The organism is Stappia taiwanensis, from assembly GCF_014635285.1.
Classification (GTDB): Bacteria; Pseudomonadota; Alphaproteobacteria; order Rhizobiales; family Stappiaceae; genus Stappia; species Stappia taiwanensis.
In genome coordinates this window covers 308,888-321,835 of sequence record NZ_BMCR01000002.1, presented here as the reverse complement: position 1 = coordinate 321,835, position 12,948 = coordinate 308,888, and the positions used below count along the sequence as shown (strand labels likewise).

The window sequence follows — 12,948 nt, the reverse complement described above, 5'->3', positions numbered from 1 at the left end:
TCGCAAGGGCGGTCTGGGCCGCGTCTGTCCGCTCAAGTGGCGTTCGCGGTCTTTCTTGCGTGAGGTTTGCGTCATGACGATCCATCCGCTGCGCTACGGTCCTCAGCCGGAGGACCATCCGGATCCGATCATCTCCTTCGTCGGCGAGCAGGCGCGCGGATCGGAGACCACCCCGCATGCCCATGATCGGGCGCAGCTGTTTCACATCCAGCGCGGCTCGGTGACGGTGCAGACCCAGGAAGGCAGCTTCGTCGTGCCGCCGGAGCGGGCGATCTGGCTGCCGCCGGGAGTGGTGCACTGCTCTACCTATCACACGGCGACAGATATCCGGTTTCTCTACATCCGGACCGAAGACTTCGGGAGCCTGCCCGGGCGCACCAGCGTCGTTCATGTGACACCGCTGTTGCGGGAGTTGATTTCGGCCTTCATGGCCTCGGCGCCGGATTATGCGAAAGGGTCAGCGACGGCGCGGCTGGCGCATGTGCTGGTTGACCAGATCGCCGGGTCGCGGGCGGTGCCGCTGCATCTGCCGCTGCCCCAGACGGAACGGCTGCGCGCGGCGGTGGCGCCCTTGGCCGAGGATCCGGCACGGGAGGTCGCGGTGGAGGACCTGGCGGCGCGCGCCCATCTGTCGCTGCGCTCGTTCGAGCGGCATTTCTCGCGCGAGACCGGGCTGACCTTTCGCGCCTGGCGCCGGCAGGCGAAGCTGATGAAGGCGGTGGAATGGCTGTCGCAAGGCACTGCGGTCGGCGAGATTTCCGACCGGCTCGGCTATGAGGGGCCGAGTGCCTTCGTCGCCACGTTCAAGAAGGCGTTCGGCGTCACGCCGGGGCGGTATTTCGCCGGGTAGGTTTGGGGCTCAAAAAGAAAACGCCCCCGTGCGCGGCACGGGGGCGTTGTCTGCGGTTGGGTCATGGACCCGCCTCAGAAGGCGGAAGGGCTGCGCCGGTCAGGCGGCGCGCACCTGGCGCAGGAAGTTGGTCACCTCCGTGCGCAGCATCTCCGACTGACGGGATAGCTCGTTGGCCGCCTCGACCAGTTGGCCGCTCGATTGGCCGGTCTCGCTGGCGGCAGAGCTGACGCCGGTGATGTTGGAGGTGACATCATGCATGCCCATGGACACCTGCTCGATGTTGCGGGCGATTTCATGGGTGGCCGCGCCCTGCTGCTCCACCGAGGCGGAGATCGCGGTGGAGACCGCGCGGATCTGGCCGATGGTCTCGCCGATGGAGTCGATCGCCGTCACGGTTTCCTGGGTCGCGCCCTGGATGCCCTTGATCTGATGGCCGATGTCTTCCGTGGCGCGGGCGGTCTGGCTGGCCAGTTCCTTGACCTCGGCGGCGACGACGGCAAAGCCCTTGCCGGCCTCTCCGGCGCGGGCCGCCTCGATGGTTGCGTTGAGGGCCAGAAGGTTGGTCTGTTCGGCGATGTCGGTGATCAGGGCGATCACCTGGCCGATCTTGTCGGCGGCGGTGGTCAGTTCGCCGACCCGCTGGTTGGTGACTTCGACATTGCGCACCGCCGTTTGCGAAATCTCCTGGGAGTCGCTGACCTGGCGGTTGATCTCGGCGATGGCGCTGGACAGCTCTTCGGCGGCACCGGAGACGGCCTGAACGTTGGTGGAGGCTTCCTCGGCCGCCGAAGCGACGGTGGCGGAGCGGCTTGAGGTTTCCTCCGCCGTCGAGGACAGGGTCTGGGCAGCGGAGAGCATCTCGGTGGCGGCGGAGGCGACGGTGTCGACGATGCCGCCGATGGCCGCCTCGAAGTCCTGAGCCATGCGCTCGCGCATCTCGCGGGCTTCCGCCTCGCTGCGGGCAGCGGCTTCCGCCTGCTGTTCTTCCAGACGCTTCACCTCAAGCGCATTGTCCTTGAACACCTGCACGGCGGAGGCCATGTCGCCGATCTCGTCGCTGCGCTGGGTGTAAGGGATCTCGGTCTCCAGCTTGCCCTCGGCAAGCGAGGCCATGGCCACATTCATGGCGGCGATCGGCTTGGAGATGGTGCGGGCGAAGAGAAAGCCGACCGAGGCCATCAGCACCACGACACCGAGACCCAGCATCAGGATCTGGTTGCGCATCTGCACCACCGGACGCTGCACCTCTTCCTCGTCGATCTCGGCCATCAGTGCCCAGGTCAGGCCATTGAACTCGATGGGGATATAGGCCGAGAGCACCGGAACGCCGCGATAATCGGCGATGTGCTGGGCGCCGGATTGTCCGGCAAGCGCGGCGCGGACCGTCGGGGTGTCGGCCTTGCGCTTGAGGATAGTCGAGGGCTCACCGGCCTTGCGGAAACGGGTTTCCGTGCGCATGAGGAAATCGGCGCCGACAAGGAAGGTCTCGCCGCTTTCACCGAGCCCGGAGCTTTCCGCCATGATGCTGTTGAGACGATCGATCGGCATCTGGAAGATCAATGCCCCGGAAAAGGCGCCGTTGGCATCAAGCACGGGCGTGGCGATGAAGCTGGCGGGAGCGCCGGCGGAAGGCGCATAGGGCGCGAAATCGGTGAAGCCGATGCGGCCGGCGGCCGGGTTGGCCTTCACGGTCTGGAAAACCTTGCCGATATCGGAGCCGCTCCATTCACCGCCCAGAATGTTGGTGGCGTAGTCGTTTTCCTTGAACACCGAATAGACCAGGTCGCCATCGGCGTTGATCAGGAAGATGTCATAGTATCCACGGGCTTCCAGATACTTGCGGAACCAGGGGTGATACCGCGCATGGGCCTTGCTGTAGTCGCTGCCGTCGGCGGCGGCATCGAGCTTGTGCTTCTGGCCGGCCGGATTGGGGTTGCCGGTGATATAGGCCTTGCGCAGGGCCGTGTTCGGCGAGGTACCAAGCTCTCCATAGGTTCTGTCAAACTCGGCGAGCGCCTCGACAACGGTCTCGTTGCTCGCCGTCAGCTTGAGGTCTTCCTCGATACTGCCGAGGTAGTCCGAAAGCTGTTCCTTGCGTGCGTGCACCAGGGCAACCATCGAATTGGAGGCGGCCTCGGAAAGCTGGGCGCTTGAGGACACATAGGCGGCGATGCCCGTTGCAAGGGAGGCTGCTGCAGCAATTGCCACCACAAGTAGCGGTATTTTCGCCGAAATTCGAAGCGTTGCCATGACCGATATCGCTTTTTTTGGTTTCGATATCGGCGAGAATCAAGAAAATCTCTTTCTATTCTATTAAGTATACATCAGGTTGTAGGTTTGTATACTTACTTCAATCCAGAGTTATATAGTGCTTTCCCTTAGTAATTTTCATCTGAATATGATGTGCAAATATGAGTCGCGGATCGGCTCGGAGGCGGGCCGGATTACCGCGACAGTTCCTTCATCGCGTTGTCGAGCCCGTCGAGGGTCAGCGGGAAATGCCGACCGCCCATCAGCGTCTGGATCATGTCGATGGAATGGGTGAAGGACCAATGCTGCTCGGGCACGGGGTTGAGCCAGACGCTCTTGGCGTAGTGCGAGGTCAGCCGTTCCAGCCAGACCGATCCGGGCTCCTCGTTCCAGTGCTCCACCGAGCCGCCCGCATAGGCGATCTCATAGGGGCTCATCGAGGCGTCGCCGACGAAGATCAGCTTGTAGTCCGGCCCGTAGGTGTGCAGCACATCGAAAGTGGGGATCCGCTCCGAATGGCGCCGAGCGTTGTTCTTCCAGACGAATTCATACGGGCAATTGTGGAAGTAGAAATACTCCAGCACCTTGAATTCGGTGCGGGCGGCGGAGAACAGTTCCTCGCAAACCCGGATGTGGTCGTCCATCGAGCCGCCGATGTCGAAGAACAGCAGCACCTTGATGGCGTTGCGCCGTTCAGGGCGCATCTTGATGTCGAGCAGCCCCTTGTGAGCGGTGGACTGGATGGTGTGATCGAGATCGAGTTCTTCCGCCGCGCCGCTGCGGGCAAAGCGGCGCAGCCGTTTCAGAGCCACCTTGATGTTGCGGGTGCCCAATTCGACCGTGTCGTCGAGATCCTTGAAGGTGCGTTTGTCCCAGACCTTGACCGCGCGCCGGTGCCGGCTTTCCGCCTGGCCGATGCGAACCCCTTCGGGATTGTAGCCATAGGCGCCGAAGGGGGAGGTGCCGGCGGTGCCGATCCACTTGCTACCGCCCTGATGCCGTCCTTCCTGCTCCTTCAGACGTTCGCGCAGGGTCTCCATCAGCTTCTCGAAACCGCCAAGCGCCTCGATCTCGGCCTTCTCTTCCTCGGTCAGGTGCTTTTCGGCGAGCTTGCGCAGCCAGTCCTCGGGCAACTCGCGCGGCTCAGTCCCGTCGCCGCCGGCGCCCAGCTCCAGCCCGTTGAAGGTGGCGCCAAAGACCCGGTCGAACTTGTCGAGATTGATCTCGTCCTTGACCAGACAGGCACGGGCGAGGAAGTAGAAATCCTCAACCTTCTTGTCGGCAAGGTCGGCCTTCAACGCTTCCATCAGCGTCAGGTATTCGCGCAAGGAGACAGGAACGCCCGCATCGCGCAGGTTGGTGAGGAAGGTAATGAACATGAGCCTGTTATACGAAGAGCGCGCGCGCTTCGCCAGTCATCTTCCGGCCTGAGGACGGGGACAGTCAGTCCTTTCCTGGCGGGGCGGCCTTGGCCTCCTGCAGGAGCGCCTGGGCTTCCGGGTCGCCCTTGAACAGCTCGCCCATGACATCGGAGACATTGGGACCGCGCGCGGCGATGAAGGGCGCCGGGCGGCAGACCTCGATGGCGGCGATGCCGACCCGGGCGGTCAGAAGTCCATTGATCACGCCTTCGCCGAGACGGGCGGAGAGGCGCGCGGCAAGCCCGTGGCCGAGCAGTTGCGACACCAGGCTGTCGCCGGCGGCCATGCCGCCGGTCACCGCCAGATGCGCGGCCACGTGGCGGGCAAGACGGAGAAAGCCGAAGACCCCGGGCCGACCGCCGTAGAGCGCTGAAATGCGGCGCATGATCCTGAGGTTCTCGACCAGGACGATGGCAAGATCGAGCACCGCGCGCGGCGAGATGGCGGTGACCACGGAGACTCGCTTGACGCTGTCGTTGACGATCCGCAGGGCCCGGGCGTCAAGCGGTTTCAGAAGATCCCGTTCGGCAAGGATGACCAGATCGCGGCCGTCGATCACCTCGCCCAGATGATCGGCAAGCGCGCGCCGTCCCCGGGCGGTTTCCGGCCGTTCCCGGTAAAGGGCGATCAACTGGCGCAGGCCGGCGCGGGCCGGCGCGTCGTCGTCGTCCTCGGCCGACGCCGTCAGGCTTGTGCGGATCTCGTCGATCTTCTTCAGCCGTAAAAGGCCGGTCACCTCGCGCAGGATCAGGCCGAGAAGGGCAATCGCGGCCAGGCCCGCCAGCGCCACGGCCAGCCAGCCAAGCCAGTCGGTGCGGGCGAACAGGTCGCGGATCAGCGCGTCGATCGACAGGCCGATGGCCAGCGAGGCCAGCCCGCCAAGGCCGACGGTCAGCCAGCGTCCCCAGGAAACGCTGCGGGGGCTGCGCTCCGGTGTCGCCGCAGCCGGGCGCGGGGCGCTGCCGCCGGTGGGAACGACACGGGTCTCGCCCCGTGTCAGGGCTTCATGCGCATCGCTGTCGAGGCGGACACGGGCGTCATCGAGCCGAAAGGCGGCGGGTTTGCGCTCGCGGTCCGGGCGGCGGCGGTGCGCCGCGCCGTCCGGCTGGTGGTCCGGGCCGGTCATGCCAGATGGTCTCCGATCAAAAATTGCAATGCCCGGTCAAGGCGGATGTGCGGCAGCGACAGGGTTGCCCCCTCGGCGGTGGTCTGGAGTGCGGGCGGGCGGAAGCGGACGAAGCGGACCGGCGGGTTGCGCGCCTCGCTGCCGGCGAACACCTCTTCGGGATCGTCCGGTAGGTCGCCGGGGAAGAGGGCGATTTCGGTGTTGCCGTCATAGGTGTCGCCATTGACCCGCTCGCCGGGCAGGGGCGTGCCGAGGATAGCGGGCATGGTTTCCCCGTCGTGAGTGACGCTGGCCTCGCGGGTGGCGCGGATGGCGGCAAGGGCCAGCGCATCGACATCGGCGCCGGAGTATTCCGCCCGCTCGATGGCGCGGGCGACGGTGCGCTTCAGGATCGCTTCCAGCCGGTCATGGTCGGCCCGGTGCAGGTGATCGGCCTTGGTGGCGGCGAACAGGATCCGGTCGATCCGGCGGGTGAAGATGGAAAACAGGCGCGAGACCCGCCCGGGCCGGAAGGCGGCGAGGATTTCCGCCAGCGCGGCTTCCAGATCGCGCAAGGCCGCCGGACCGGCATTGAGGGCGTTCAGCGCGTCGACCAGCACGATCTGTCGGTCGAGCCGGGCGAAGTGATCGCGGAAGAACGGGCGCACGATGTGTTTCTTGTAGGCCTCAAAGCGCCGCTCCATCATCGCCGCGAGGGAGCCGGGGCGCGGCGATCCCTCAAGCGTTGCCGGATCGAGCGGGGCGAAGGTGAGGGCGGGCGAGCCTTCCAGATCGCCGGGCATCAGGAAACGGCCGGGTGGCAGCATCGACAGGGCCCGCTCGTCGGCGCGGCAGGCGCCCAGGTAGTCGGTGTAGCGGCTGGCCAGAAGACGGGCGGTCGGCTCGACAGCCTCCGCATTGGCATCGGCAGCGGCGAGGGCGGCAAGGAACGGCGCGGCGATATCCGCCCGGGCGGGATCTCTGGCACGCAGCAGGGCCTCCTCGCAGAAGCTGCGGAAGTCCTTTTCCAGAAGCGGCAGGTCGAGCAGCCATTCGCCCGGATAGTCGACGATATCGAGGTGCAGCCGACCCCGGCCAAGGGTGCGCGACAACAGGCTGGCCGATTCAAACTCGATGGTCAGCCGCAGCTCGGAGATCCGCCGGGTGGATTGCGGCCAGAGCCGTTCGGTGAGGAGGGTCTCCACATGCGCCTCGACATCGAAACGGGGCACATCGTCATCTGGCTGCGGCTCCAGAGCGGCCCGGGCGATCCGCCCCTCGGCGGAGGCATCCAGCATCGGCAGGCGGCCGCCATTCACCAGATTGTGGATGAGCGCGGTGATGAACACGGTCTTGCCGGCGCGCGACAGGCCGGTGACACCGAGCCGCACCGTCGGCACCGCCAGGTCGCCGACCGTCTCCGTCAGGTTGTCGAGGGAATAGCGGAGCTCATCGCCCAGCCGTGAGAGGAAATTGCGTTGTGCCACGTGTTTGTCTCCGGCCAGCCATGTGGGGAGCGCGGAAGCCGGTCGCAAGTATCCCGTGCCATGCACACGCGTGTCTACTCCGGTTCGGATGTGCCGTCACCACCGTCGTTGGCGGCCAGGGGCGGAGGGCCGAGCGGAGCGGCGGACAGGGGCGGCAGGGCGCCGCCCGGCAATTGACGCGGCAGACAATAGGCCACCACCCGGCCGCTGCCGCGCTCGGCATCGGACCAGCGGTTGATGGCGAAATCCACCACCGCGAGGGCGGCGGTGGGAAACTTGGTGGCGATGCTCTCGCGCAAGGCAGGGTTCCCCTCGCCGATCAGCTCCAGCGCCGTGTCCTGCATCGCCGGGTTGTGGCCGATCACCAGAACGGTACGCGCACCGCCGCCGAGGGCGCGGATGCTGTCGACATAGTCCAGCTCTCCATCCTCATAAAGGTCGCGGGTGACGCGGATCTCCATGTTGCCGGACAGGTGGGGCAGTATCAGCCCGAGGGTTTCGCGGGTGCGGCGGGCGCTGGAACACAGCACCTTGTCGGGCATCAGCCCATGCCGGGCCATATGCGCACCCATCTGCGGCGCCGCGCGCTGCCCGCGTGCGTTCAAGGGCCGGTCGAAGTCGATCTGAGCGGCATCGCTCCAGTCGGACTTGGCGTGTCTCAACAGCAAAAGGCGCAGCATGGCACGGATATCCCGGAACGGTTGTCGTCACAGTCGGAACCAGCATAGGCGATAAGATCGCGTCCGGTCGACGGTTTCCGTATTCGGGGGGGCGCCTACCGCGCCGCGCGGGCCAGTTGCCGGGTGAAATCGGCCACCAGCGGCCCGACCAGATCTCCCTGGTCGGGAAGGGAGTAGGCCATCCACAGGGTGTAGTCGGTGCGTCGTCCGGTCAGGCGCCACAAGGTTTCGCAGCGGGTCCGGTCGCCGGTGGTTCCGGTGTTGAAGGAAAGGCCGGCCGCCGCCGCACCGGTGGCGGCAAGGCGTTTGAAGCCGGCGGCGCTGTATCGGCGGTCGAACGCGCGCGCGGCGGCCGCGCTGGAGCCGGGCAGGTGGCTGCGCACCACGACGCTGATGCCGTTCGTCGCCAGATAGACGCAGCCGGCGATCCGGTCCGCGGCGCTGGTCAGCACCCGTACCCGGCTCAGCATGCCGATCCGGTCCGGGCAGGTCAGCCCGGTGAAATGGCGCATGCCGCCGATCACCGTGTGCCAACCGGAATCGGAGCCCCGCTCGTCAGCTTGCGCCGGTGCCGCCGGGGCGAGCGGCAGGCTCAGCGTCAGAAGCAGCGGCAAGGTCGCCCGGGAGCGCCAGCGGCGCACGTCCGCTAGCCCCGGCCGCGCCTGTTGATGAAGGCGAGGCGCTCGAACAGATGCACATCCTGCTCGTTCTTCAGGAGCGCGCCATGCAGCGGCGGGATCAGCTTGCTGGCGTCGCGCTCGCGCAGGGTGGCCGGGTCCACGTCCTCGTTCAGCAAGAGCTTGATCCAGTCGAGCAGCTCTGAGGTGGAGGGCTTCTTCTTCAGTCCGGGCATGTCGCGGACATCGTAGAAGATCTTCAGCGCCTCGCGCAGCAACTCGCCCTTCAGGTCCGGGAAATGCACCTCGACGATGTCGGTCATCGTCTCCGCGTCCGGGAAGGTGATGTAGTGGAAGAAGCAGCGGCGCAGGAAAGCGTCCGGCAGTTCTTTCTCGTTGTTGGAGGTGATGATCACCACCGGCCGCTGGCGGGCGGTGACCGTCTCGCCGGTCTCATAGACATGGAATTCCATCCGGTCGAGCTCCTGCAACAGATCGTTGGGGAACTCGATGTCGGCCTTGTCGATCTCGTCGATCAGAAGCACCGGCCGCCGTTCGCTGGCGAAGGCTTCCCAGAGCTTGCCCTTGCGGATGTAGTTGGCGATGTCGTGCACCCGGTCGTCGCCGAGTTGGCTGTCGCGCAGGCGCGAGACCGCGTCATACTCGTAAAGTCCCTGCTGTGCCTTGGTGGTGGACTTGACGTGCCATTCCAGCAGCGGAGTGTTGAGGGCGCCGGCGATTTCCTGGGCGAGAACGGTCTTGCCGGTCCCCGGTTCGCCTTTCACAAGCAGCGGGCGCTCCAGTGTGATCGCCGCATTGACGGCGATCCGCAGATCCTCGGTCGCCACATAGCCCGCAGTCCCTTCAAAACGCATGGAAGCCTCGCATCAAGATGATCTCGCGCCGCACAGTATGGGGCGCGGCAAGGCTGCGCAAGATCCCGGAAGGGAAGTCGCGCGCTCGGCAAATATTGCCGGCCCGTGTCGGTCAAAGCTGCCGGTTGCCGGGTGTCACCTTGGGCGATGCATTGGTCCGTCTCAGGAATTTCAAGGGGTTGGGCGCGCTTTCTGGTCTGGCACGGGCCTTGCGTCGGTCTGACCAAGACCGGCGTCCCCCTCGCCGCAAGCCATTCGTTCCGTTCTGGAGGATCCCATGGGTGTTTTTGGTGCATTGAATGCGGCCGTCTCCGGCCTGTCTGCACAGGCTTACGCGCTCGAGAATATCTCGGGCAACATCGCCAACGCGTCGACCGTTGGTTACAAGCGGCTCGATACCTCCTTCTCCGATCTGGTTGGCGGCGGGCGCGGTGCGCAGCCGGGCCAGCTTGCCGGTACCGTGTCGGCCAGTTCGCGTGCGACCAACGGCATTCAGGGTGATCTGCAGCAAAGCCAGGTCAACACTTACATGGGGATCAACGGCAGCGGCTATTTCGTCGTGCAGGGCAAGGCGGGCGAGGTCGATGGCCGCTCGATCTTCTCCGGTGACGATCTCTATACCCGCCGCGGCGACTTCGAGGTCGATAAGGAAGGTCGTCTGGTCAATGGCGCCGGCTACTACTTGATGGGTCAGCCGATCGATCCGGTAACGAACAACGTGTCCGGCAGCGTGCCGTCGATCATCACCATCGACACCTCGGTGATCCCGGCGGTGCTGACCGACCGGATCCAGTATGAGGGCAACCTGCCGACAACCCCGCAGACCAGCGCCAAGCTGGCCGGCGGCGACGATCTCCTCGATGCGGCGCTGACCAAGGCCTCCACCGGTGCGGCGCCGGACGGGGCGGCCGCCGGCCAGACGGTGGGTGTGGATGCGATCTCCGCCGATGACGAGGTGGCCTTCCTCAATTCGTCCATCGCTGGTGAGGCGATCACCGTCTACAACTCCAGCGGCACGCCGGTGAACGTGCAGATGCGCTGGGCCAAGACCTACGAGGATGACGGCTCCCAGCCCGACACCTGGTCGCTCTACTACCTGTCCGATTCCGATGCCACTGGCGCGAACGCCAAGTGGACCAAGGTGTCGGACGCCCAGTTCGATTCCAGTGCGGCCAATGGCGGTAAGATGACCTTGCCGTCCAACGACCAGATGACGATCACCGCACTGACCGTCGATGGCGAGACGGTGGGCGATGTGTCGCTCGACTTCGGCACCAATGCCCTGACCCAGTTCTCCGACAGCAATGGCCGGGCCAAGATCTCCAAGCTGACCCAGAACGGCTATCCGTCCGGCGACCTGACCGGTGTTTCGGTCTCCGAGGCCGGGCGGCTTGTCGCCGCCTATTCGAACGGCCGGACGCGTGAGCTCTATGACATTTCTCTGGTGTCGTTCTCTGGCGAGGCCTGGCTGGAGCGTGTCGATGGCGGTGCCTATGAGGTGACCCCGGAATCGGGCGAGCCGATCGCCGGAGCGCAAGGGCGGATCGTCGGCAAGCGGCTTGAAGCCTCCAACACCGATATCGCCGATGAATTTTCCAAGCTGATCGTGACCCAGCAGGCCTATTCGGCCAACACGCGGATCGTCAACACGGGCGACCAGATGCTGAAAGAAGCGATCAACATGATCCGATAACGGCCCTGGCAGGGCGCCGGCCGGGATCCTCCGGCCGGTGCCGCGCCATGACAACCGCATTCGGGTGAACGCTGGACGAGGCCATGGGACTTAGCAGTGCTCTGAACACCGCGTTGATCGGGCTGGGCTTCAATCAGCGCCAGCTTGAGGTCGCGGCCACCAATATCGCCAACTCCGACACGGTCGGCTACACGCGGAAGTCCATTTCCGCCTCGGCCAGCTATGATGGAAACGGCCGGGTCACCGGGGTCGATACGGACAGCATGCGCCGGCATCTGGACCTGGCGGTTCAGGGGCAGTATCGCACCTCGCTGGCGGAATACACCTTCGCCGGTGTCTCCCAGCAATACACCGGGCGACTGGACACGCTGTTTGGCAGTATCAACGACGCTGGGTCTCTGCCCAACACGGTGAACAGCTTCATCGGCTCGGTATCCAGTCTGGTGTCGGGGCCGGAAAACTACTCCAACCGTCTTGAGGTGGTCCGCACGGCGCAGGCGCTGGTGGGCAAGATCACCGGCATGTCCGACGAGATCCAGGGCATGCGGCAGGAGGTCGAGTATCAGATCGCCGAGCAGGTTGACCGGGTCAACGAGCTGCTGACCGACATCCAGTCGCTGGACCGGCAGGTGGTGCTGCACAGCCAGGATGGCGACATGCCGGTCGGGCTGCAGGATGAGCGCGACAAGCTGCTGGAGGAACTCTCCGGCTACATGGACATCGAGGTGAAACCGACCGAGCAGGGCGGCATTCGCATTCACACCTCCGGCGGCACGCCGCTCTACGATGTCAATGTGCAGAAGCTGACCTTCGATGCGCGCGGCAATATTGGTGCGACCTCGGTCTACGATGCCGACCCGGCCAAGCGCGGTGTCGGCACCATCGCCCTTGAAAACTCGGAAGGTAGCCGTATCGACCTGCTGTCGACCAAGACCTTGCGCTCCGGCTCGCTGGCGGCGCTGGTCAACATGCGCGACGAAGTGCTGGCCGATGCCCAGACCCAGCTCGACGAGCTCGCCGCCTCCATGTCGCGGGCGTTTTCCACCCATACCGAACCGGGAACCGCCTATCCGGCGACCGGGACGCAGACCGGCTACGAGATGGATCTGGCCAACCTGCAGCGTGGCGACAGTCTGACCTTCGACTACAAGGATATGGCGACCGGGCGCACCAAGTCGGTGACGATCTATCGCAGCGACGGGCCGGAACCTCCGGCGCTGACAGACACCAACGATCCGGATGACATCTTCCTGGCCGTCGACTTCTCCAGCGGCAACTACGCAACCATTGCCGCGGGCATTCAGTCGGCGCTCGATGCGGATCCGCGTGTCGGCGCGGGCGTGTTCGCCGCCGCCAATCCGGGCGGCTCGGTGCTTCGGCTGGAAAGCACGGCCCCGGCCTCGGTGCGGATTGAAAGCGCCAGCACCCGGGAGACGGTGACCAGTTCCTCCGCCCATGGCGACGCATTCGCCCTGTTCGTCGACGATGGCGGCGAGATCTTTACCGGCATGGCCGACGGGCGGCCGAATGTCGCCGGCTTTGCCTCGCGTCTCACCGTCAACAGCGAGTTGATCAACGATCCGTCCCTGCTGGTGGAATATGCGCCGGGCATTCCCAATGGCGATGCCACCCGGCCCGAGGCGATCCTCGATAAGCTGACCAAGGCGAAGACGGCGTTTTCCCCGGAGAGCAAGACCGGTGGCCGAACATCGATTTTCGAGGGCTCGATCAATGATTTCGTGACGGCAATCGTCTCGCACCAGAGCGGGCGGGCGGCTCAGGCCAAGGCCACGGCGATGGGCCAGGAGGTGGTCACCACCAATCTGAAGGGCCGGCTGGATGAAAGCGCCAAGGTCGATGTCGATCAGGAACTGGCGCAACTGGTCCAATTGCAGAATGCCTATGCGGCCAATGCCCGGGTGATGCAGGTGGTGCGCGAACTCTATGACATCCTGATGCGGAGCTAG

General features: G+C 65.2%; 10 protein-coding genes. 3 read left to right on the top strand and 7 right to left on the bottom strand.

Going from position 1 to position 12,948, the window contains the following annotated elements; all coding sequences use genetic code 11:
* Window positions 1–73 precede the first annotated feature (73 nt).
* Window positions 74–850: an AraC family transcriptional regulator gene (locus IEV83_RS05395; protein WP_181758629.1), complete on the top strand. Its 777-nt coding sequence runs from the start codon at window positions 74–76 to the stop codon at window positions 848–850.
* 99 nt (window positions 851–949) lie between these two features.
* Here IEV83_RS05395 and IEV83_RS05390 read toward each other — a convergent pair whose 3' ends face one another.
* The 7 genes from IEV83_RS05390 to IEV83_RS05360 all read right to left on the bottom strand — a co-directional run bounded on the left by IEV83_RS05390 (window position 950) and on the right by IEV83_RS05360 (window position 9,288).
* On the bottom strand, window positions 950–3,103 hold the full coding sequence (locus IEV83_RS05390) for a methyl-accepting chemotaxis protein (protein ID WP_181758630.1): 2,154 nt from the start codon (window positions 3,101–3,103) through the stop codon (window positions 950–952).
* Between the two features lie 194 nt (window positions 3,104–3,297).
* Complete coding sequence (locus IEV83_RS05385) at window positions 3,298–4,482, bottom strand: vWA domain-containing protein (RefSeq protein WP_181758631.1); 1,185 nt, start codon at window positions 4,480–4,482, stop codon at window positions 3,298–3,300.
* 64 nt (window positions 4,483–4,546) lie between these two features.
* Entirely contained in the window at window positions 4,547–5,650 is a 1,104-nt protein-coding gene (locus IEV83_RS05380; RefSeq protein WP_181758632.1) for a YcjF family protein, read from the bottom strand.
* Window positions 5,647–7,116, bottom strand: coding sequence for a YcjX family GTP-binding protein (locus IEV83_RS05375; protein ID WP_181758633.1), 1,470 nt, complete (start codon window positions 7,114–7,116; stop codon window positions 5,647–5,649). Before IEV83_RS05375 ends, IEV83_RS05380 begins: the two co-directional genes overlap by 4 nt.
* A 74-nt stretch (window positions 7,117–7,190) precedes the next feature.
* A complete protein-coding gene (locus tag IEV83_RS05370) occupies window positions 7,191–7,796 on the bottom strand; it encodes a SixA phosphatase family protein (RefSeq protein ID WP_181758634.1) in 606 nt (201 codons plus the stop codon).
* A gap of 95 nt (window positions 7,797–7,891) precedes the next feature.
* On the bottom strand, window positions 7,892–8,437 hold the full coding sequence (locus tag IEV83_RS05365) for a hypothetical protein (RefSeq protein ID WP_181758635.1): 546 nt from the start codon (window positions 8,435–8,437) through the stop codon (window positions 7,892–7,894).
* 5 nt (window positions 8,438–8,442) lie between these two features.
* On the bottom strand, window positions 8,443–9,288 hold the full coding sequence (locus IEV83_RS05360) for an AAA family ATPase (protein ID WP_181758636.1): 846 nt from the start codon (window positions 9,286–9,288) through the stop codon (window positions 8,443–8,445).
* Window positions 9,289–9,565: 277 nt separating this feature from the next.
* Between IEV83_RS05360 and IEV83_RS05355 the strand changes: the two genes are divergently transcribed.
* Together IEV83_RS05355 and flgK are read left to right on the top strand one after the other, a co-directional pair.
* Entirely contained in the window at window positions 9,566–10,981 is a 1,416-nt protein-coding gene (locus IEV83_RS05355) for a flagellar hook protein FlgE (RefSeq protein WP_181758637.1), read from the top strand.
* Between the two features lie 83 nt (window positions 10,982–11,064).
* Window positions 11,065–12,948 (top strand): flagellar hook-associated protein FlgK, encoded by a 1,884-nt coding sequence (flgK, locus tag IEV83_RS05350; protein WP_181758638.1) that lies wholly within the window; start codon window positions 11,065–11,067, stop codon window positions 12,946–12,948.